General features: G+C 71.5%; 17 protein-coding genes and 1 pseudogene. 15 read left to right on the top strand and 3 right to left on the bottom strand.

The features are described from left to right. Window positions 1–49 precede the first annotated feature (49 nt). The 15 genes and pseudogenes from rph to O7543_RS12865 form a co-directional block, all read left to right on the top strand. Window positions 50–778, top strand: a complete 729-nt coding sequence (gene rph / locus O7543_RS12935; RefSeq protein WP_281553595.1) for a ribonuclease PH — start codon at window positions 50–52, stop codon at window positions 776–778. Then, window positions 775–1404, top strand: coding sequence for an RdgB/HAM1 family non-canonical purine NTP pyrophosphatase (gene rdgB / locus O7543_RS12930; protein WP_281553596.1), 630 nt, complete (start codon window positions 775–777; stop codon window positions 1402–1404). The genes rph and rdgB overlap by 4 nt, the downstream gene beginning before the upstream one ends. Before the next feature lie 122 nt (window positions 1405–1526). Further along, window positions 1527–3251 (top strand): glycoside hydrolase, encoded by a 1725-nt coding sequence (locus O7543_RS12925; RefSeq protein ID WP_281553597.1) that lies wholly within the window; start codon window positions 1527–1529, stop codon window positions 3249–3251. A 211-nt stretch (window positions 3252–3462) separates the two neighbouring features. Continuing rightward, complete coding sequence (locus O7543_RS12920; RefSeq protein WP_281555466.1) at window positions 3463–5370, top strand: hypothetical protein; 1908 nt, start codon at window positions 3463–3465, stop codon at window positions 5368–5370. A gap of 111 nt (window positions 5371–5481) precedes the next feature. Next, the gene (locus O7543_RS12915; protein WP_281553598.1) at window positions 5482–6030 is read left to right on the top strand and encodes a DapH/DapD/GlmU-related protein; all 549 of its coding nucleotides are present in this window, start codon (window positions 5482–5484) and stop codon (window positions 6028–6030) included. Then, complete coding sequence (locus O7543_RS12910) at window positions 6023–7723, top strand: lipopolysaccharide biosynthesis protein (protein WP_281553599.1); 1701 nt, start codon at window positions 6023–6025, stop codon at window positions 7721–7723. The genes O7543_RS12915 and O7543_RS12910 overlap by 8 nt, the downstream gene beginning before the upstream one ends. A 46-nt stretch (window positions 7724–7769) precedes the next feature. Continuing rightward, window positions 7770–9014, top strand: coding sequence for an O-antigen ligase domain-containing protein (locus tag O7543_RS12905; RefSeq protein ID WP_281555467.1), 1245 nt, complete (start codon window positions 7770–7772; stop codon window positions 9012–9014). Further along, complete coding sequence (locus O7543_RS12900) at window positions 9011–10510, top strand: lipopolysaccharide biosynthesis protein (protein ID WP_281553600.1); 1500 nt, start codon at window positions 9011–9013, stop codon at window positions 10508–10510. The genes O7543_RS12905 and O7543_RS12900 overlap by 4 nt, the downstream gene beginning before the upstream one ends. A 7-nt stretch (window positions 10511–10517) precedes the next feature. After that, a complete protein-coding gene (locus O7543_RS12895; RefSeq protein ID WP_281553601.1) occupies window positions 10518–11420 on the top strand; it encodes a sulfotransferase domain-containing protein in 903 nt (300 codons plus the stop codon). After that, window positions 11417–12799, top strand: coding sequence for a hypothetical protein (locus O7543_RS12890; RefSeq protein ID WP_281553602.1), 1383 nt, complete (start codon window positions 11417–11419; stop codon window positions 12797–12799). The genes O7543_RS12895 and O7543_RS12890 overlap by 4 nt, the downstream gene beginning before the upstream one ends. 407 nt (window positions 12800–13206) lie before the next feature. After that, on the top strand, window positions 13207–13647 hold the full coding sequence (locus tag O7543_RS12885) for a UDP-N-acetylglucosamine--LPS N-acetylglucosamine transferase (protein ID WP_281555468.1): 441 nt from the start codon (window positions 13207–13209) through the stop codon (window positions 13645–13647). Between the two features lie 73 nt (window positions 13648–13720). Next, window positions 13721–14347, top strand: a complete 627-nt coding sequence (locus tag O7543_RS12880; RefSeq protein WP_281553603.1) for a glycosyltransferase — start codon at window positions 13721–13723, stop codon at window positions 14345–14347. After that, the gene (locus tag O7543_RS12875) at window positions 14344–15267 is read left to right on the top strand and encodes a glycosyltransferase family A protein (protein ID WP_281553604.1); all 924 of its coding nucleotides are present in this window, start codon (window positions 14344–14346) and stop codon (window positions 15265–15267) included. The genes O7543_RS12880 and O7543_RS12875 overlap by 4 nt, the downstream gene beginning before the upstream one ends. Window positions 15268–15385: 118 nt before the next feature. Beyond that, entirely contained in the window at window positions 15386–16789 is a 1404-nt protein-coding gene (gltX, locus tag O7543_RS12870) for a glutamate--tRNA ligase (protein WP_281553605.1), read from the top strand. 129 nt (window positions 16790–16918) lie between these two features. Next, window positions 16919–17161, top strand: a pseudogene (locus O7543_RS12865) (arginine--tRNA ligase); the annotation flags it as partial. Between the two features lie 63 nt (window positions 17162–17224). On the opposite strand, the gene hutH reads toward O7543_RS12865, so the two are convergent. Genes hutH through O7543_RS12850 form a run of 3 tightly spaced genes read right to left on the bottom strand, consistent with a single transcriptional unit; the run spans window position 17225 to window position 21314 of the window. Further along, window positions 17225–18766 (bottom strand): histidine ammonia-lyase, encoded by a 1542-nt coding sequence (gene hutH, locus O7543_RS12860; RefSeq protein WP_281553606.1) that lies wholly within the window; start codon window positions 18764–18766, stop codon window positions 17225–17227. After that, the gene (gene hutI / locus O7543_RS12855; protein WP_281553607.1) at window positions 18754–19941 is read right to left on the bottom strand and encodes an imidazolonepropionase; all 1188 of its coding nucleotides are present in this window, start codon (window positions 19939–19941) and stop codon (window positions 18754–18756) included. The genes hutH and hutI overlap by 13 nt, the downstream gene beginning before the upstream one ends. Then, window positions 19938–21314, bottom strand: coding sequence for a formimidoylglutamate deiminase (locus tag O7543_RS12850; protein WP_281553608.1), 1377 nt, complete (start codon window positions 21312–21314; stop codon window positions 19938–19940). Before O7543_RS12850 ends, hutI begins: the two co-directional genes overlap by 4 nt. Between the last annotated feature and the right edge of the window lie 14 nt (window positions 21315–21328).

The following is a 21328-nucleotide window of genomic DNA, read 5'->3' as shown; positions in this document are numbered from 1 at the left end:
GGTGTGACCCGGACGGGGCCCGCGGCGGCGCGGCACATAGGCTCTGCGCATGGCACGACCCGACGGACGCACCCACGCTCAGCTACGACCGGTGACCCTGACCCGCAACTGGAGCATGCACCCGGAAGGGTCGGTGCTGGTCGAGTTCGGGCAGACCAAGGTGCTCTGCACCGCGAGCGTCACCGAGGGGGTGCCCCGCTGGCGGAAGGGCTCCGGACTGGGCTGGGTGACAGCCGAGTACGCCATGCTGCCGCGCGCGACCACCACGCGGTCGGACCGCGAGAGCGTCAAGGGCCGGCTGGGCGGCCGGACCCACGAGATCTCCCGGCTGATCGGCCGCAGCCTGCGCGCCGCCGTCGACCTGAAGGCGCTCGGGGAGAACTCGATCGTGCTGGACTGCGACGTGCTGCAGGCCGACGGCGGAACCCGGACCGCCGCGATCACCGGCGGCTACGTCGCGCTGAACGACGCGGTCAACTGGCTGGCCGACCGCAAGGCGCTCAGCGGCAAGCCGGACCGGGTGATGCGGCGCTCGATCGCGGCGGTCAGCGTCGGCGTGATAGACGGCGAGCCGCGGCTGGACCTGTGCTACCTGGAGGACGTCGCGGCCGACGTGGACATGAACGTGGTCTGCACCGGCGACGGGGACTTCGTCGAGGTGCAGGGCACCGGCGAGGCGGCGGTGTTCGGCCGGGACCAGCTCGACGCCATGCTCGACCTGGCGGTCGCCGGCTGCGCCGAGCTGACCGCCGCGCAGCGTAAGGTGCTGGACCGGTGAGCGCGGCACCGGCCGGGCGTACCCGGCTGCTGCTCGCCACCCGCAACGGCAAGAAGCTGGCCGAGCTGCAGCGGATCCTGGACACCTCGCTCGGCGCCCACCGGGTCGAACTGGTCGGGCTGGCCGACCTGGAGGCCTACCCGGAGGTGCCCGAGTCCGGCCTCACCTTCGGTGAGAACGCACTGCTCAAAGCCAGGGAAGGATGCCGGTACACCGGGTTACCGACAGTCGCCGACGACTCCGGTCTGGCCGTCGACGCGCTGGGCGGGACGCCCGGAGTGTTCAGCGCCCGGTGGTCCGGCCGGCACGGCGACGACCTCGCCAACCTGAATCTGGTGCTGGCTCAGCTCGCCGACGTGCCGGACGAGCACCGGGCGGCGTCGTTCGTCTGCGCGGCGGCTCTGGTGCTGCCCGGCGGCAAGGAACACCTGGTCGAGGGACGCCAGTCCGGCCGGCTGTTGCGCGCCGGTCGCGGCGACGGCGGCTTCGGTTACGACCCGATCTTCCTCGGTGACGGCCAGGAACGGACGAACGCCGAGCTCAGCCCGGCTGAGAAGGACGCGATCAGCCATCGTGGCAAGGCATTTCGGTTGATGGCGAAGGTCGTCGCGAAGACCCTCGGATGACGCCGGTAAATTTAATTAGTGCTTAGATCTCCGGTTACTCGGCGTATATCTGAGCTCACCCCCGTTAGGCTCGCGCGGCAAGCTCGTGCCACAGGGGGGCTGTTTTCTTGAGTAGACACAGATTGAGCGATGCCATCGCGCGTACCGGGTCCGGCCGTCGCCGGTTGATCGTCGGCGGCGTCAGCGCCGCGCTGCTGGCCGGCATGGTGGTCACCGCCCTGCCGTTGCTCGCCGACGACGAGGTCACCGTGTCGGCCACCGCCGACACCACCGCTACCGACGTGCCGCAGGACGGTGACAACGGGGCGAAGAGCACATTGGCCACCTGTCCCGCGCTCTGCGAGCGCAACCCGCGGGGGGCCCGGGACGCGATCGTCGAGTTCACCGTCGACCAACTGCCGAAGACCGTTCGCAATCTGCGGGTCCGTCTGCAGCTGTACTCCTGGCAGGACCTGGACGCGCGGGTCACCGCGTACCGGACCGCAGTTGACGCCCGTCAGCCGCGGCCGTCGCTGGCCGGGGCGGACGGGGTCGCCCGTACCGTCGACCGGGCGCTCGCGACGCTGCCGACGGTCCGCAAGGGCTACAACGAGTGGGACGTGTCCGCGCAGGTCGCCGGCAACGGCACCTACACGTTCGCGCTGCGCCAGACCGGGCTGAACCAACGCGTCTACTGGCCGTCGGTCGAGTACCGCGACCAGTCGATCCGGCCCCGCCTGATGATCAGCTACGAGCCGGCGGCGGAAGCGCCCAGCAGCCCGCCACCGGCCGCGGCACCCACCCCGTCCGCGCCGCCTAGCGCGCCGGTGCCGACCACGGCTGCCCCGTCGGCGTCCGCGTCGGCGTCCGCGTCGCCGACCGTCGCGCCCAGCGCGTCGGCCAGCCCGCCGGCCCCCGGCGCCGGCTGCGGCTCGGTTTCGGACCTGCTGGTGCCCGCCTGCGGTGCCTGGTGGGGGATGTACTCGCCAACCAGCGCCGCGAAGGGCTGGAACCATGGGGGTGCGGTCGCCGAGGTGGAGACTCAGGTCGGGCGCAAGTTCGACATCGTGCACCGCTATCACGACTTCTCGAACGCCGGCAGCAACGGGGCGTTCCCCGACAAGTTCGAGCAGGAGCAGATGCGTGGCGGCCGGCTCATGTTCTTCGCCTGGGAGTCCCGAATCTTCTCCTCCGGCACCACGTTGAGCTGGCGGGATGTCTACAGCGGCCGGTACGACTCGGTGATCGACGACGTGGCCGGCCGGATCAAGGCGACCGGGGTGCCGGTGTTCATGGGCTTCGACCACGAGCCGGAGGACGAGCCGGTGAAGGGCAGCGACGCCGACTTCGTCCGGGCCTGGCGGCACGTGCACCAACGCTTCGCGAAGGCCGGCGCGGACAACGCGGTGTGGGTGTGGGTGATGATGGGCTGGTCGGGGCATTACGACCGGTACGCCGGCCTCTACCCGGGCGATGCCTATGTGGACTGGGTCGGCTATGACCCGTACAACTTCTACGCCTGCAACGGCGGCAAGACCTGGAAGGATCCGCACACCACGGTCGGCGGGTTCTACCGCTGGCTGGACGAGCACCGCATCGGAGTGGGCAAACCCCGGATGCTGGCCGAGTTCGGCAGCAACTTCCACCCGGACGACCCGGCGGCCAAGCAGCGGTGGTTCGAGCAGTTCCCGGCGGCGATCAAGGCGCATCCGAAGATCAAGGCGGTGATCTACTTCAACTCCGCCGGATCGACGACCACATCGGCCACCTGCAACATGACGATGAACCACAACCCGTCCGCGCTGGCCGGATTCACCAAGGCCGGCAAGGACTCCTACTTCCGGCAGCCGCTGCCGGGTCGGAGCTGACCTGGTAGGACGCTCAGCGATCCTGGTAGAAACCCGATTGGTCGCCGTCCGATCGGTGGATGTCTGACCCGGCTGGGGTTGGCGCACGCTGTCTGAGACAATTTCCCATCTGGAGGGAAGCGTGAACCAATCCCAGCCTGGCTGGCGTCTGTCCAGCGGCCGTCGTCCGTGGGCGTTGTCCCTGGTCGCGACCGCCGCAGTGCTAACACTGATCATCGATGCGACGGCTGCGGGCGCCGCCGTCGTCCCCACCCCGGCTCCGGCCGCTCTGGTCTCGACCAATCCGGCGGACCACACTCCACACGCCCGCAACGGTGAGACCCGGGCGTTCGCCGAGATCGGCGGCGTGATCTTCGTCGGTGGCACCTTCACCGAGGTCCGGCCGACCAGCTCGGCGACCTGGGAGGCCCGGCCGTACCTGTTCGCCTACCAGCGGTCCACCGGCGCGCTGGTCGCCGGGTTCCAGCCCGACCTGGACGGTGCGGTGAACACCCTCGAGGTCACTCCGGCCGGTGAGCTGATCGTCGGCGGGGTCTTCCGCAACGTCAACGGTGAGTCCCGCCGCAACCTGGTCGCCCTCGACCCGGCGACCGGTACCACGGTGCCGTCCTGGGAGGGCCGCTCCGACGGTGGCGTCGTCCGCGACATGGAGGTCAGCGGCGACTGGCTCTACATCGGCGGTGCGTTCAACTGGGTCAACGGCACCCAGCACGCCGGGCTCGCTCGGCTGGACGTGGATACCGGCGCGATCGATCCGACCTTCGACGTCGACATCGCGGTGGGCCGGCACGACGTGCCGCCGTACGTGTGGACGCTCGACGTCGCACCCGACGGCGACACGCTGGTCTTCGGCGGCAACTTCCGAGAGGTCGAAGGACTGACCCGGGAGCAGATCGCGATGGTCGACCTGACCGGTACCCCGACCCTGGTCGACTGGGACAGCAACCACCGGTTCGCCCCGAGCTGCTCCTGGCGTACCTTCACCCACTACGTGCAGGACATCAGCTTCGGCGACGACAGCAGCTACTTCGTCGTCGGTACCAACGGGGGAGCGGGCTGGCCGACCGCGTACTGCGACGTGCTGGCCCGCTACGAGACCGCCACGCGGGGCAGCGGCCTCGACGCCACCTGGCTCAACTTCACCGGCAACGACACAATCACCTCGGTGGTGGTCCGCGACGGCATCGCCTACACCGGCGGGCATTTCCGCTGGCTGAACAACCCGAACCGCAGCGACAACGCCGGTGACGGCGCGATCGACCGGCTCGGCATCGGCGCGGTGACCGTGGCGACCGGGATGCCCGTCAACTGGAACCCGCGGCGCAGCGGCGGATCGGCGCTGCCGTCCGGCGCGAGCAGCTGGGGTTCTGCGGTGCCGGTGCTCTGGTTCGGCTCGGACGGCCTCTACTTCGGCCACAACTCCGACGGCATGGGCAACGAGTACCACGGCCGGCTGGGGATGTTCCCCGACGCGGGTGGACGGACCGTCGTGCCGCGCAACCCGCCGACCGGCGGCACCGGCTACCTCTACCTGCCGGCCGCCAACGGCGACCTGGCCAAGGTGCCGTTTGACGGCGCGACGCTTGGCACGGCGACCGTCACCAACCAGCCGAACCTGGTCGACGCGGGCGCGGTGTGGCGAGTGCACGACCGGATCTACTGGGCCCGCCCGGTCGCCGGTACCGACACCGGCAGTCGGCTGGACATCTCGATGTTCAACGGCAGCAGCGTCGGCGGTCCGTGGGAGAGCTCAGGCTACAACTCCTGGTTTGATGCGTTGTCGCTGAACGCCGCGTTCTACCTGGACGGCCGGCTCTACTACACCCGCTCCGGCAGCGGCAACAACCAGCTGTTCTACCGGTACTTCGAACTCGACGGCAACTACCTCGGCGCCACCGAGTTCACCGTACCGACTGATGGCGTCACCTGGAGCTCGGTCCGTGGCATGGCCTGGGTGGCCGGCGCCATCGTGTTCGGTTCGTCCGACGGGCGACTGCGGTCGGTGCCGTTCGACCCGACCGCCGACGTCGCGGTGGCCGGCACCTCGGTGACCGTGCTGGCCGAGCCCGACCCGGCGTTCGACTGGACCAACCGGTCGATGTTCTTCGCGGTGGAGTGATCGGGCGGCATAGCGCCCCCGGTAAGCGAGGTGGGTCGGCGGCAGCATCCCTGCTGCCGGCCCACCGGCCATTTGTAGGGTGAGGCATCGTTGCACAGGGGAGGCGGACCGGTGGGGTCGAGCACACGTCGGCATGGCGCGTTGCTGCGGGTGTTGTTCGCCGTAAAGCGGGCCTACTACCAGCTGCGCTATCCCCGGCTGCGGCTCGGCCGGGACGTCGAGATCCGGGGCCGGGTCCGGCTGCGCCGAGGGGTACGGGTGACGATCGGCGACCGGACCCGACTCAACAAGCTGGTCCGCTTCGCCGGCACGGGTGAGGTCACAGTCGGTGCCGACTGCCTGCTCAACGCCACCTGGATCGGCAGTTGGACCACCGTCGAGGTCGGCGACCGCTGTCTGTTGTCCGACTGCGAACTGATGGACAACGATTTCCACAATCTTCCGCCGCAGCTGCGGCACGCGCCGCCCGGCCCGGCGACCCGGGCACCGGTTGTCGTCGGGGACAACGTCTGGATCGGGGCGCACGTCCTGGTGATGAAGGGCGTCCGGATCGGCCACGACAGCGTCGTCGGCGCCGGCACGGTGGTTCGCGTCGACGTACCTGACCGGGTCGTCGTGATCGGCAATCCGCAGCAGATTGTGAAGAAGTTCGATGAGTGATCAGCCAGCCCGGACCGTGACCCTCACCGACCTGCTGCGGATCCCGAGTCTGCGGTGGATGACGGTTGTCGCGGGTGCCGTCACCGGTCTGCTGTTGGCGATCGGCTACCTGGTGGTGGCCCCACCCGCCGCCTCAGCCACCGCGGTCGTCGCGGTCCGGCCGGTGGTCACCGACGCCTTCACCTACCCTGGGGCCGGTGCCGACCGTTCGGTCAACATGAACGTCGAGAGTGGCATCGCGGCCAGCACCGAGGTGCTCTCCCGGATCGCCGAGGCCCGGTCTTCCGACGTCGTGGAGGTCCGCCGGGCGCTGGAGATCGAGGTCCCCACCGGCGGCCAGATCCTACGGTTCACCTACTCGACCGGCACGGTCGACGACGCCGTCGACACCGTGAACCTGGCGGCCGCTACCTACCTGCAGGTCCGCCAGGAGATGTACGAGCGGCAGCGGACCGACATGCTGGCCTCCTACGACGAGAGCATCGTCAAGGTGGCCGAGCAGCAGGACGCGGCGCAGCGGCGGGTCGCCAACGCGAACAGTACCCCGGCGGCCGACGCCGCGCTGGCCGAGTTCGGCTCGCTGAGCAATCAGTTGACCGAGCTCAACGCAGCCCGTACCGAGATCGCGGCGATCGACGTCACGCCCGGCTGGATCACCCAGAGCGCCCAGCAGCAGCTGTCCACCGACGGTCCGCCCGGGATCCTGTACCTGCTGGCCGGCCTGCTGGTCGGCGCAGTGCTCGGGGTGCTGCTGACCTACCTGCGGGAGTCGGTGGACCGGCGGATCCGCAGCGAGGCGGAGGCCAGCGAAGTCGCCGGGCTGCCGCTGCTGGGCACCGTACGCCGCCGCGGGTTGCGGGTCGACGCGCGTACCGTCGATGCCGACGTCCGGTACGTCGGCATGGCCATCGCCGAACAGCTCCGCCAAGCGGTCCGAACCCCGGTGGTGGTGATCTCGTCGCGCAACCGGGAGGACACCACCCCGATGACAGCGAGCCTCGCCGTTGCGCTCGCCGCCGACGGGCGGGACGTCTACATCGGCGACGACAGCCACCGGGTGACCGCGCTGCGCGACGCGCTGCTCGCCGACCGGCGCCGGGTGCCGTCCGGGCCGTTCGTTCCGGCGCAGCCGGGCGGTGGGGCACCGACCCCGCCGGGTGCTGCGGAGCAGCGCTCCGGCGACAGCGGCGACCCGGAGAGCACCCTGATCTTCTCCCTGCCCAACGTCGACCAGGACCATACGGTGATCCTGCCCCGGGTGACCGACACGGCGGACGCCCCGGCCGGTCCCGCCCGGCGACCGTCGCCCCGGCCGACCCCGGGTACCGGGCAGGCACGGCCGTCGGGCGGGGACCGGGCCGCGGCCGGCGATCGCCCGACCGGTGACGGCGGCCCGGTGGTGGCCACCATCCCGGTGCGTACTCTGCCGGCGGACGCGCTCACCGTCGGGGCCGGCATGGTCCGGATCGGCCTGTACGCCCAGGCGCCGCGCGACGGGGAGATCGTGCTGTTCAACGCCCCACCGGCCGAGTCGGACGAGCGTGGCGTGCGGGAGGCACGGGCCGGCACCGCGATCGTCGTGGTCGAGCGGGACCGTACCCGGCTGGCCGACCTGCGCCGGTTGACCGACCGGCTGCGTGCCGCCGGGGCCGAGCCGCTCGGCTTCGTGCTCACCGGCAGCGGCCGTGGTTGACCAGGCCCGGCACCCCCCAGCGCTGCCGATCTGGCCGCTGTGGCTGATGTTCGGCCTGGTGCCGGTCTGGTGGCTCTGCGGGCTGTTCTACTTCGGCTGGCCGGTGCTCGGCTCGCTGCTGCTGATCGTCATGTTCGTCCGGGGGCAGATCCCGTTGCCCGCCGGCGCCGGGCTCTGGCTGGCCTTCCTGGCCCTCGTGGTGGTCAGCGCCACCCAGCTGGCCGACGTCGGCGCGCTGCTCACCTTCACCTTCCGGTTGTTGTTCTACGTCACCGCGATCGTCGTCTGCTGCTACGTGTACACGATGGCGAGGGAGCGGGACGCGTTGACGGTGGTGCTCGGCCCGCTGTGCGCGTTCTTCGTCGCCCTGGTGCTGCTCGGCTGGCTCGGCCTGCTGATGCCCCGGTTCGGCATGGTCACCCCGTTCGAACTGGTGCTACCGGGTGGGTTGTCCGGCAACCCGTTCATCCGGGACATGGTGCACGCCCAGGCGACCGAGTACAGCGCCCGCTCGACCGATCCGATCTTCCGGCCGGCGGCCCCGTTCGCCTACACCAACACGTTCGGCAGCACATTTGCCATCACCCTGCCGGCGGTGGTGGCCTGCCTGCTGCTCGGTGCCCGGGGTCCGGCCCGGACGGTCCTGCTGGTCGCCCTGCCGTTGTCACTGCCGCCAGCGTTCCTGACCCTCAACCGGGGCATGTTCCTCAGCCTCGGCGTGGGGCTGGCCGTGCTCGGCCTGCGGGCCGCGGCCCGGGGCAACGTCAAGGCGTTGGCGTCCATGCTCGGGATGCTGGCCGCCGGCGGGCTGGTCACCCTGTTCATTCCGATCGGCGAGCTGATCGAGCGCCGGGTGAGTGTCAGCGACACCAACACCGACCGGCTGTCGCTCTACCTGGAGGTGCTGCGCTGGGTCCAGCGGTCACCGGTGCTCGGTTTCGGCGCACCGGTGCAGGTCGACACGGTCACCGCCGACGCGCCGATCGGCACCCAGGGTCAACTGTGGGCGGTGCTGTTCAGCCACGGTGTTCCGGCGTTGGTCTGCTTCATCGGTTGGTTCGTGATCGTCGGGCTCCGCTGCTGGCCGGCCCGGACGGCGGCCGCGCAGTGGCTCTCCGTCGTGCCGCTGATCGGCCTGGTCCAACTGCCCTTCTACGGCCTGGTCAACCAGAACCTGACTGCGATCTTCTACGTCGCCGGGGTGGCGTTGGTGCTCGTCGACCGGGAACGTCCGGGCCGCCCGCCCAGTCAGCGTCCAGTTCCGCAGCGCCTGGTCGGGGCCGTACGGTGACCGCCGAAACCGATCAGCGGGAGACCCGGCGCAGCGCCCGCAGCGGTGCCATCGGCCTGGCCGGCGCGGCGGTCAGCGGGCTGTTCGGCTTCGTCCTCGCGGTGGTCATCACCCGCGGCTACGGGCCGACCGGTGCGGGCGCGTTCTTCGCCGCCGTCGGACTGCTCACCGTGGCCACCGCGGTCTGCACCCTGGGGGCCGAGACGGGGCTGCTCTGGGCGTTGCCCCGGCGCCGTACCGGCGCCACCGGGGACGCCGCCCGGATGCTGCCGGTGGCGTTGCTGCCGCCGCTGGTGTTCGCCATCGTGGTGGCCGTCGTCGGCCTGCTGGTCGCCCCGCAGCTCGCGATCGGCCTGTTCGACCGGGCGAGCACGGACGCCGTACGCCTGGTTCAGCTCTGCGCGGTCGGGTTGCCGATGCTCGTCGCCACCGGTCTGATGCTCGCGGCCGTACGCGGGGTCCGACCGATCGGCGGCTACGTGGCCGTGCAGTTCTTCCTGCTGCCGATCGGCCGGCCGGTGCTGGTCGGCATCGCCGCGCTGGCCAGCGGCGCGGTGCTGCTCGGGCTGGCCGGCTGGCTGGTGCCGGCGCTGGCGGCCCTGCTGGTCTGCGCCGGTCTGGTCGCCGGACCGCTCGGTCTGGGGCGCGGCGCCCGGCTGCGGGCCGGGTCGGCGGACTGGCGTGGCTTCTGGCGGTTCGCGCTGCCGAGGGCCGGCTCGGCCGCCATCGACGCCGGCAGCATGTGGATCGGGGTGCTGTTGGCGGTGGCGCTGGCCGGGCAGGCCGAGGCGGGCATCTTCGGCGCGGTCGGTCGGTACATCCTGGCCGGTCAGCTCGCCCTGCAGGGCCTGCGGGTCGCGGTCGCGCCGCAGCTGTCCCGGCTGCTCGGCGCGGACCGGCCGGCCGAGGCGGCAGCGGTGCACCGGCAGACCACCAGCTGGGCGATCGTGCTCTCCTGGCCGGTCTATCTGCTGCTGGCGGTCTTCGCACCGGGCTTCCTGAGCATCTTCGGACCGGAGTTCGCCGCTGGTGCCACGGCGATGACGGTGCTGGCCGTCGCGATGCTGGTGAACATCGCGGTCGGCAACGTGCAGACGTTGCTGCTGATGAGCGGCCACAGCGGCCTGCACCTGGTGGCCACGCTGGTGAATCTGACGGCGACGGTGTCGTTGGCGTTCTGGCTGGTGCCCCGGCACGGGGTGCTCGGCGTGGCGGTGGCCTGGGCCACCGGGATCGTGCTGGAGAACCTGATCGCGGCGACCGCCGCCCGGCTGGTGGTCGGGCAACCACTGGTGGACCGGTCGGTGTCGGTGGCGGCGGCGGCGACGCTGGCCGGTGTCGGGGCGGTCAGCGTGGTCGCGGTCGTCGCGGCCGGCCGGGACGTGGCCGGCCTCGGAACCGCGTTGGCCCTGGTCGGCGCGGTCGTGATCGTAATGTCGGCGCTGCCGGGTGTGCGGCGCCGGGTGTGGCGCAGCGTCAGACAGAAAGGTGGGTGAGAAGGCTTTGACGTCCATCAGGGATCGCATCAAGCAGGCGGTACCGACCCAGGTGACCGACCGGGTACGCGAGTCGATGGTGCACTACGGAGTACGTACCAGTCACCGTCGCCCGCTCCCGGACTTCCTGATCATCGGCACGAAGCGCGGCGGCACCACGTCGCTGTGGAACTACCTGATCCAGCATCCGCTGGTGCCCCGGCTGTTCCCGGCCTGGAACACCAAGGCCACCCACTACTTCGAGGAGCACTGGTCGCGGGGGGAGGCGTGGTACCGGTCGCACTTTCCCACGGATCGCCAGCGCGCCGCGCTGGCCGCCCGGTACGGCGGCCCGGTGCGCGCCGGTGAGGCCGCTCCGCTGTACATGTTCCACCCGACGGCCGCCGAGCGGGTCCAGCAACTGCTGCCCCAGGTACGGCTGATCGTGCTGCTGCGCGATCCGGTCGAGCGGGCGTACTCGCACTGGAAGGAGCGGCGGACCGAGGGCAAGGAGCCGCTGGATTTCCCGCAGGCGTTGGCGAGCGAGCCGGAGCGGACCGCCGGTGAGCGTGACCGGCTGATCGCCGATCCGAACTTCTTCTCCGAGCCGTACGACTGGTACACCTACCGGGCGCGTGGGCGCTACCTGGAGCATCTCGAGCCCTGGCTGGACCGGTTCGACCGCGCCCAGTTCCTCTTCCTGACCAGCGAGGAGTTCTACCGCGACACCCGGTCGGCCTATCTGCGTACGCTCGATTTCCTGGGCCTGCCCGGGCATGAGCTGCCGACGTTCAAGGTGTACAACGACCGCCGGTCGGCGCCGATGGACGACGCGCTGCGTGCCGAGCTGACCGCCTACTACCAGCCGCACAACGATGCGCTGGCGCAGCGGCTGGGGCTGCGGCTGGACTGGGCCGGGGCGCCGCGATGACCGGCACCGACCCACGTCGCCGCGACGATGGTCTCGGCTGGGTCACCCGGGCGGTCTTCCCGGACGAACGGGTCCGGCTGACGCTGCTGCCGGCCGGGGCGTCGCAGCCGGCGCTGGATCCGGCCGACCGGCTGCTGGCCCGGTACGCGGTGGTGCCGTCACCGGCCCGGGCCCGGTTCCTGTTGCCGTTGGGACCGCGTCGGGTGACCGCCGCCTCGGTCTGGGCGTACAACGCGCTGCGCCCGCTGCGGGTGCGACTGCCCCGGGCGTTGCTCGGTCTGGCGGCCCGGACCGGGGTGCTGCAGGTGACCCGGCCGGCGGTGCTGACCGTGTCGGCACCGGGCGGCACCGGGTCGGCCGGTGTTCCGCCGGCCGGGCCAGCCGGGCCGGAGCCGGCCGGGCAGCTGACGCTGGTCGACCATCTGGCGGCGCACTCCGGCGGGGCCCGCTGGTACGCGGCGATCGGGGTCCGTCCGCCGGACCCGAACCACAAGCCGACGGTGCAGTTGTTCGACGCGGCCGGCCGGCCACGCGGGTACGCCAAGATCGGTTGGAACGACGCCACCCGGGAACTGGTTCGTGCCGAGGCCGCCGCGTTGGCGGCGGTGGCGCCGGTCGCGGGGGTGGGCGAGCATCCGGTGGTGCCGAGGTTGCTGGCCGCAGGCGAGTGGTCCGGTCAGGCGGTCACCGTCGTCGAGCCGCTGCCCGCCGACGTGCGGGGGGTCGGGTTGGGCGAGCCGCCGCAGGTCGCGGCGGTGCTGGCGGTCGCCCGGCGGGGTGGTGCGCCGGCCGCGCCGCAGCCGCTGGCCGGCTCGGCCTTCCTGGACCGGCTGCGGCGCTCGGCCGCTGCGGCCGCGAGTGACCCCGACGGTGCGGCGGGTGCCGGTCGACCCGACGGTACGGCGGGCGCTGACGGGCCCGCCGTCGTCGTCGCCGACCCGCCGGCCGGACGCCGGTTGGTAGCGGCGGTGGAACGGCTGGCCGACCGGTTCGAGCAGGTGCGGGTCGAGTTCGGTCACTGGCACGGCGACTGGGTGCCGTGGAATCTCGGCCGGTACGCCGGCCGGCTGGTCGCCTGGGACTGGGAGCACAGTGGTCCCGAGGTGCCGATCGGCTTCGACCTTGCACACGACGCCTTCCAGCGCAAACTGGTGCTTGACGGGGCTTCGGCGGCGAGCGCGGCGGCTGCTGTGGACGCCCAGCTGCACCGGCTGGCCGCAGCGTTGGGTGTGGACGCCGAGCAGCGGCGGCTGATCGTCCAGAGTTACCTGATTGAGATGTGGCTGCGGACCTGGCGGCTGGCGACCGGTGGCGCCGGCTGGAATCCGGCGCTGCACCCGGCACTGCTGGACGTGATCGAGCAGCGGGGCGCCGACTGACAGTCGCCCCGGCTCGTCTCATATGATGAGACTTCCTTGTCGTGTGCCCGACGCCAAGCTTGTCGATCATGTGATGGCCAGCGTGCCGCTGGTGGCGCCGGACCTTGCTCACCTACTAATCCTACCGAACGGATAGAAAATCTCTCACATATTTAGGCACGGATAGTAACTGTTTGGGGAAATGCTCAGTTGTCGGACGGTTTCGGTGCGTAGTTGCGAACTGCGGTGGTCGGGGATGTTGTCGCAGGTCAAGTGGATCGACGGGAAGGTGTCAAGCGACCTCCGCCAATTTTCTTTCCGGCCGTGGTCGCATATATTGTTAAACCAAACAGTGGTTGGCCGGCTAGTGAACTCTGGGGGCATCTGTGGCCAACAACGTGCCTGACGTTGACAGTGCACCCACGCTCATGCTCGTCGGCTCGAGTGGTGGTCACCTCGCGCAGTTGCTCGCGCTCGAGCCGTGGTACGTCAACCGCACCCGGTGCTGGGTGACCTTTGACACGCCGGACGCTACCTCGCTGCTGCGCGGTGAGGATGTCATGTGGGCGCACCATCCGACGACCCGGAACCTGCGGAACCTCGTCCGCAACGCCCGGCTCGCGGTGCGGATCTTCCGGCAGCGGCGGGTCGCCGCCGTGATCACCACCGGTGCCGGAGTGGCTTTTCCCTTCGTGTTCCTTGCCTGGTTGCGCGGGGTGCCGGCGATCTACATCGAGGTCTATGACCGCATCGACACGGCGACGCTCACCGCGCGGCTGTGTCGCCCTTTCCTGTCGGCGATGCTCGTGCAGTGGGAGGAGCAGCGGCGCCAGTACCCGGAGGCGACCGTCGTCGGCAACCTGCTATAACTATGCGCATTTATAAACGACGATGACATGTCATCGTAACAAGAGTAGAAGTGGCCAGGTCAAGGAGTTGATCGTGGTGGAATCCGCGTTGTCTAACACCGGGCCGACCAGCGTCGCCGCACGGATCCCCCGGCAGCGCGGTGGGCCGCGTACCGGCACCATCCTGGTCGCCGTCGGGACCGACCGGCACCGGTTCGACCGGCTGATCGGCTGGCTGGAGGACTGGCACGCCGCCGCCGCCGACCGGGCCGACCTGATCGTGCAGTACGGGCACAGCCGGGCACCGGAGCTGGCCGGGGCGATCGACTTTCTCGACCACGATGCGCTGCAGCAGGCCATGCAGCGGGCCACCCTGGTGGTGTGCCACGGCGGCCCGGCGACCATCCTCGAAGCCCGTCGGCACCGCCACCTGCCGATCGTCGTACCCCGTGATCCCACTCTGGACGAGCACGTCGACGACCATCAGATGCTGTTCGCCCGCCGGCTGGCCGATGCCGGGCTGATCCGGCTCTGCCAGTCGCGTACGGCGCTGTTCGAGGCGCTGGAGGCCGGGCTGCGCGCGCCGGCGAGCTTCGGCATCACCGCCGACGCCGGCACCGACACGGCACGACTCGCGGCCGTCGCCCGGGTCGGCGAGATCATCGAAGGGCTGATCTCGTCGGCGAATCCGCGCCGCGTGCTCAGCCGGCGGTCGCGGTGACCGCCGACCGGACCCCGACGATCAGCGTCGTGGTCCCCACCCGGGACCGGCCCGAGCTGCTGCGCGAGGCCATCGCCGCGATCCGCGAGCAGGACTATCCGGCACCTGTCGACGTGGTCGTGGTCTACGACCAGTCCACCCCGGACATGACACTGGCCAGCGACGATCCGCACCGGCCGGTCCGGGTGATCAGCAACAGCCGGACCGCCGGCCTGGCCGGTGCCCGCAACAGCGGCATCCTGGCCGCGACCGGCGAGCTGGTCGCGTTCTGCGACGACGACGACCGGTGGCTGCCCGGCAAGCTCGCCGCCCAGGTCGATGAGCTGCTCGCCCACCCGGACGCCGAGTTCGTCAGCTGCGGTATCCAGGTCAGCTACGACGGCACCGTCAACGACCGGGTGCTCGACCTCGACAGCGTGTCGCTCGCCGCACTGCTGCGCGACCGGATGACCGAGCTGCACCCGTCGACGTTCGTGATCCGGCGCGCTGCGCTGGTCGACGGATTCGGGCTGGTCGACGAGGAGATCCCGGGCAGCTACGCGGAGGACTACGAGTTCCTGCTCCGGGCCGCCCGCAGCGCCCCGCTGCGCAACCTGCGTACGCCGTACGTGCTGGTCCGCTGGCACAAGCGGTCCTACTTCGCGCAGCGCTGGGACACCATCGCCACCGCCCTGCAGTGGCTGCTGGACCGCTACCCGGAGTTCGCCACCGAGCCGGCCGGCGAAGCCCGGGTCGCCGGGCAGATCGCCTTCGCCGAGGCCGCCGCCGGGCACCGTCGCGGGGCGATCCGCTGGGCCCGGCACACCCTGGCCCGCAACCCACGCGAGCCGCGCGCCTACCTCGCCCTCGCCGTCGCCAGCCGGGCGGTACGGCCGGACCTGGTGCTCCGTACCCTGCACAAGCGCGGCCGAGGCATCTGACGCGACGGCTTGGGTGCGCGGCGGCCCGCTGAGCCGAGCGGGGCATCGCTGTGCCTCGCGGCGCTCCGAGCCGGATATCGGTGAAGGTATGCGGCGGTAGTTCGGTAGCCTGCTATCCGTGGCCAGTTCCGATATCCGTGTGCGCTTCGCGCCTTCCCCGACGGGCATGTTCCACGTCGGTAATGCCCGGTCTGCCCTGTTCAACTGGGTGCTGGCCCGACAGTCGGGCGGGACGATGGTGCTGCGGATCGAGGATACGGACGCGGCGCGGAACCGTCCGGAGTGGGTCCAGGGCATCCTGGACGCGATGGAGTGGCTAGGTATCGGTCCGAGTGAGTACGAGGGCCCGCTGTTGCAGTCCGACTATGCCCAGCACCACCGCGAGGCCATCGACCGGCTTCTCGCCGCTGGGCGCGCGTACTACTGCGACTGCGCCCGGGATCAGGTGATCGCTCGGACGGGCAGTGATCACAAGGGTTACGACGGCTTCTGCGGGGACCGTGGTCTGCCTGCTGGGGAAGGTCGCGCGTTGCGGTTCCGTACGCCGGACGACGGCTCGACCGTGATCGTCGACCTGGTGCGAGGCAAGCCGACCTTCGACAACGCGCTGATCGAGGACTTCGTGATCGCCCGTGGCGACGGGTCGCCGGTGTTCCTGCTGGCGAACGTGGTCGACGACATGGTCATGGGCGTCACCCATGTGATCCGGGCTGAGGAGCACCTGCCGAACGCGCCGAAGCAGCAGCTGCTGTGGGAGGCGTTGGGTGCTGAGCCGCCGGTCTGGGTGCACGCGCCGATCCTGGTCAACGAGAAGCGGCAGAAGCTGTCCAAGCGCCGGGACCGGGTGGCCCTGGAGGACTTCCGAGCCGAGGGCTACCTCGCCGAGGCGATGCGCAACTACCTGATATTGCTCGGCTGGGCGCCGTCGGGTGATCGGGAGATCCTGCCGTGGGATGACATCGTGGCGGAGTTCCGGCTGTCCGACGTCAACCCGTCTCCGGCGTTCTTCGATGTGAAGAAGCTCCGCGCTTTCAACGGGGACTACATTCGGGCGTTGTCGGTGGAGGCGTTCATCGAGGCGTGCCAGCCGTGGTTGAGCGGCGATACCGTGCCGTGGCGGCCGGAGGCGTACGACGCCACCACGTTCGCTGCTGTCGCCGAGTTGGCGCAGACCCGGATCGCGCTGCTGTCGGAGATCGTGCCGATGGTCGACTTCCTGTTTCTCGATGAGCCGGTCGCCGACGAGGCGGCGTGGGCGAAGGCGATGAAGGTCGATGCCCCGGCGCTGCTGGCCGCGGTGGTCGAGGCGTACGGCATGTGCGAGTGGCGGGCCGAGGTGCTCAAGTCCACGCTGGAAACCATCGGTGCTGAGCGAGGGCTCAAGCTGGGTAAGGCGCAGGCACCGGTCCGGGTCGCGGTGACCGGCCGTACCGTCGGTCTGCCGTTGTTCGAGTCGATCGAGATCCTCGGACGTGAGCGAACCTTGGCTCGTCTGCGAGCCGCACTCGACCGCCTGAGCTGAACCCCTCTTCTGTGACCGGCGGATCGACCCCGCCGGTCACCGTTTGGTCGTCGATCGATCCGCTCCCGATCATTCCCGGATGATCTGTCTCCCTGGCGGAGGCGGGTCGGAGCATGATTGGCGTACCTGATGAGTCTTGAGAAACTGCTGGCCGACCGGCTGGCGCAGGCGTTTGCGGCGGTGGCCGGCGGGCCGGTTGATCCGGTCGTGCGGCGGTCGCAGCACGCCGACTTCCAGTCCGACGCCGCCCTGCCCTTGGCGCGTCGGCTCGGCCGCCCGCCACGAGACATCGCCACCGACGTCGTCGGCCGGGCGGAGTTGGCGGACCTGTGCACAGCTGTCGAGGTGTCCGGACCAGGGTTTATCAACCTGGCACCCACGGTGTCGGCCTAGCAGATAGCGGGCCGGCAGGGCGTGACGGCGACACGCATCGGGTCAGCGCAGCGGGCCGATCCGGGCCTCGATCTCCGCCCGCAGCTCGGTGCCGGCCACCACCGCGCGCGTCGCCTCCAACACCGGGGCCAGGAAGATGTCCGGCCCCGGCGGACCGGCGACCCCGCCGACCAGCTTCACCGCCGCCTGCCCGGCCGGCGACGGCCGTAACGGGGCCCGCAACTGCAGACCGCGTACCGCCGCCAGCAGCTCCACCGCGAGCAGGCTGGTCAGGTTGTCCAGCACCGTACGCAGCTTGCGGGTCGCCGCCCAGCCCATCGACACGTGGTCCTCCTGCATCCCGGAGGTGGGCACCGAGTCCACCGAGGCCGGTGCGGCCAGCCGGCGGTTCTCCGCGACGACGCCGGCCGCGGTGTACTGGGCGATCATCAGCCCGGAGTTGACCCCGGCGTCCGGGGACAGGAACGCCGGCAGGCCACGGGACCGGTTGACGTCCAGCAGCCGGTCCACCCGGCGTTCGCTGATCGACCCGACCTCGGCGGCCGCGATGGCCAGGAAGTCGGCGGCGAAGCCGAGTGGCGCGCCGTGGAAGTTGCCGGTCGACTCGACCCGCCCGTCCGGCAGCACCACCGGATTGTCCACCACCGACCGTAACTCCCGGCCGGCGACCGTAGCGGCGAACGTCAGCGTGTCCCGGGCCGCGCCGGCGACCTGCGGCGCGCACCGCATCGAGTAGGCGTCCTGCACCGCGTGCATCAGGTCGTCGCGGTGCGAGTCCATCACCGCCGAGCCTTGCAACAGCCGGTGGATGTTGCCGGCCGACACGCCCTGACCGGGATGCGGCCGGATGGTGTGCAGGTCGGCCTGGAACGGCCGGTCCGAGCCGAGCATCGCCTCGATCGCCAACGCGGCCGTCACATCCGCCATGGTGAACAGGTGCCCGGCGTCCTCGACCGCCAGCAGCAGCATGCCGAGCATGCCGTCGGTGCCGTTGATCAGTGCCAGACCCTCCTTGGCGGCCAGCTCCACCGGGGCCAGCCCGGCCCGACGCAACGCCACCGCGCCGTCGACCCGGTCTCCGGTGTCCGGATCCCGCACCCAGCCCTCACCCATCAGCACCAGCGCGCAGTGCGCCAACGGTGCCAGGTCCCCGGAGGCACCGAGCGACCCGTGCTCCGGCACCCACGGGGTGATCCGATGGTTGAGCAGGTCCAGCAGCGCCTGCGCCAGCAGCGGCCGTACCCCGGAACGGCCCAGCGCCAGCGACCGCACCCGCAGCACCAGCATGGCCCGGACCACCTCGTCGGGCATCGGCGCGCCGATCCCGGCCGCGTGCGAGCGGATCAGCGCGTGCTGCAGCTCCGAACGCCGGTCCGGCGCGACGAAACTACTGGCCAGCGCGCCGAACCCGGTGGAGACGCCGTACACCGGGCGGCCGTCGCGTTCGATCGACTCGACGATGTCCCGGCTGCGGGTCATCGCCGCGACCGCGCCGGGGCTCAGCTCGACCCGCGCCCCGTCCCGGGCCACCGCCCGCACCTGGGCTGCGGTCATCCCGTCCGGTCCGATCATTACAGTGGACATACTGGTGCTCCGTTGTGCAGGACCTGATGGATCAGCGGCACCCCCGGCCGGTAGGCCAGGTGCAGATGGGACAGTGCGTCGAGCAGCAGCAGGTCGGCGCGGGCACCCGGGCGCAGCACGCCGACGTCGGCGCGACGCAGTGCCCGGGCGCCACCAGCGGTTGCCGCCCAGACCGCCTCCGCCGGGGTCATTCCCATCTCGCGTACCGCCAGCGCGATACAGAACGGCATCGACGTGGTGTACGACGAGCCCGGGTTGCAGTCGGTGGCCAACGCCACCGTGGCGCCGGCGTCGAGCAGCCGGCGGGCATCCGGGTACGCCGCCCGGGTGGAGAACTCCGCGCCCGGCAGCAGCGTCGCCACCGTCGCCGATCCGGCCAGCGCCGCCACGTCCGCGTCAGACAGATGAGTGCAGTGGTCGGCGCTGGCCGCCCCCAGCTCCACCGCCACCGCAACCCCCGGGCCGGGTCCCAGCTGGTTGGCGTGCACCCGCAGCCCCAGGCCGGCGGCGGCCCCGGCGGCGAGTACCGCGCGGGCCTGGTCGCCGTCGAACGCGCCGCGTTCGCAGAACACGTCCACCCAGCGGGCGAACGGGGCCGCGGCGGCCAGCATGTCACCGGTGACCAGGTCGACGTAGTCGTCCGGGCGGTCCGCGTACTCGGCCGGCACCACATGGGCGCCGAGGAACGTCGTCTCGTCGGTGACCTCCGCCGCCACCCGCAACGACCGGGCCTCGTCGGAGACGCTGAGCCCGTACCCGCTCTTGATCTCGATCGTGGTGCTGCCCTGCCGCAGCGCTTCGCGGCGCAGCCGCCCGACGGTGCCGCGCAGCTCGTCGTCGCTGGCGGCGCGGGTCGCCGCCACCGTGGTCCGGATGCCGCCGCCGTCGTAGCGGACCCCGGCCATCCGGGCGGCGAACTCGCTCGCCCGGTCCCCGGCGAAGACCAGATGCGCGTGGCTGTCCACGAAACCGGGCAGCCCGGCCTGGCCGCCCGCGTCGAGCCGGCAGTCGGCCGCCGGGGCGTCGGCGCTGCGCCCCACCCAGGCGATCCGGTCGCCGTCGACCAGCACCGCCGCGTCGGTGAGCAGCCCCAGCGGGCCGCCGTCGTGGGTCGGATCGTTGGTGACCAGCTCGCCGATGCCGGTCACCAGCAGGGTGCCCGCCGCCGTCGTCATCCGGTCGTCACCGCCCGGATCGCGGCGGCCAGCTCGGCCGGTACGTCGAGGTGCAGATGCCGGCCGTCGGCGACCACCGGCCGGCCGTCGACCACCACGTCGGTGACGTCGGCGGCGGTCGCCGCGAACACCAGGCCGGCCGGGTCGACCCCGGCGGTCCGTACGCTGTCGCACCGGACGGTGACCAGGTCGGCGCGGGCACCTACCGCGATCCGGCCGGCATCGGCCCAGCCCAGCGCGGCGTGCCCGGCTCCGGCGGCCATCGAGATCAGCTCACCGGGGGAGAAGTGTCCCCGCCGTCCGGTGCGCAGCCGCTCATGCGTCTCCACCGCCCGCGCCTCCTCGAACAGGTCGATCACCGCGTGGCTGTCACTGCCCAGGCTCAGCGTGACCCCGGCGGCCGACAGCGGCCCGGCCGGGCCGATGCCGTCGGCCAGGTCCCGTTCGGTCGTCGGGCAGAGACAGACCCCGGTGCCGGACCCGCCGAGCAACGCCACGTCGGTATCGGCCAGGTGGGTGGCGTGCACGGCGGTCGTCCTCGGGCCGAGCACCCCGGCGTCGGCCAGCAGCGCCGTCGGGGTCCGGCCGTGCCGGGCCAGACAGGCCGCGTTCTCGGCCGGCTGCTCCGACAGGTGTACGTGCAGCGGGACGCCCCGCTGCGCCGCCGCCCCGGCGACGACCGGCAGTTCGGTGGCCGGCACCGCCCGTACCGAATGGACCGCCGCGCCGGCCCGGACGTGGTCACCGGCCGGTGTCCACGCCTGCGCCCGCTGCGCCCAGGCTGCCGCGTCGGTGTCGCCGAACCGGCGCTGCACCCCGGTCAGCGGTGCCCCGTCCACCCCGGCGGTCAGGTAGCAGGTGTCCAGCAGGGTGAGCCGCACCCCGGCGTCGGCGGCCGCCTGCGCGAGCGCGTCGGCCATCACGTTCGGCTCGGCGTACCGCCGGCCCTGCGGATCGTGGTGCAGGTAGTGGAACTCGCCGACGCAGGTCACCCCGGCGAGCGCCGCCTCGGCGTACACCGCGCGGGCCAGCGCCAGGTAGCTGTCCGGGTCGAGCCGCCCGGCGACCGCGTACATCCGGTCCCGCCAGGACCAGAAGCTGCCCCGGTCGTCGTGGGTCCGCCCGCGCAGCGCCCGGTGGAAGGCGTGCGAGTGGGCGTCGGCCAGGCCGGGCAGGGTCACCCCGGCGAGCCTCGGTACGCCCGGCGGTGCCGCCACCCCGGCGGTGACCGCGGTGAACCGGCCCGCCTCGGCCTCGATCAGCACCCCGGCCGTCGGTGCCGGCCCGCCCAGCCAGGCGTGCTCGGCGTACCACCTTGTTCGGGCCGCACTGGCCGCCGGCACCCGCGTCCGGGCCGCCCGATTCGCCGGCACCCGCGTCCGGGCGG

The organism is Solwaraspora sp. WMMA2080 (genome assembly GCF_027497395.1).
Lineage (GTDB): Bacteria > Actinomycetota > Actinomycetes > Mycobacteriales > Micromonosporaceae > Micromonospora_E.
The sequence above is the reverse complement of the archived record's forward strand: the minus strand, read 5'-3'. Positions and strand labels throughout refer to the sequence as shown.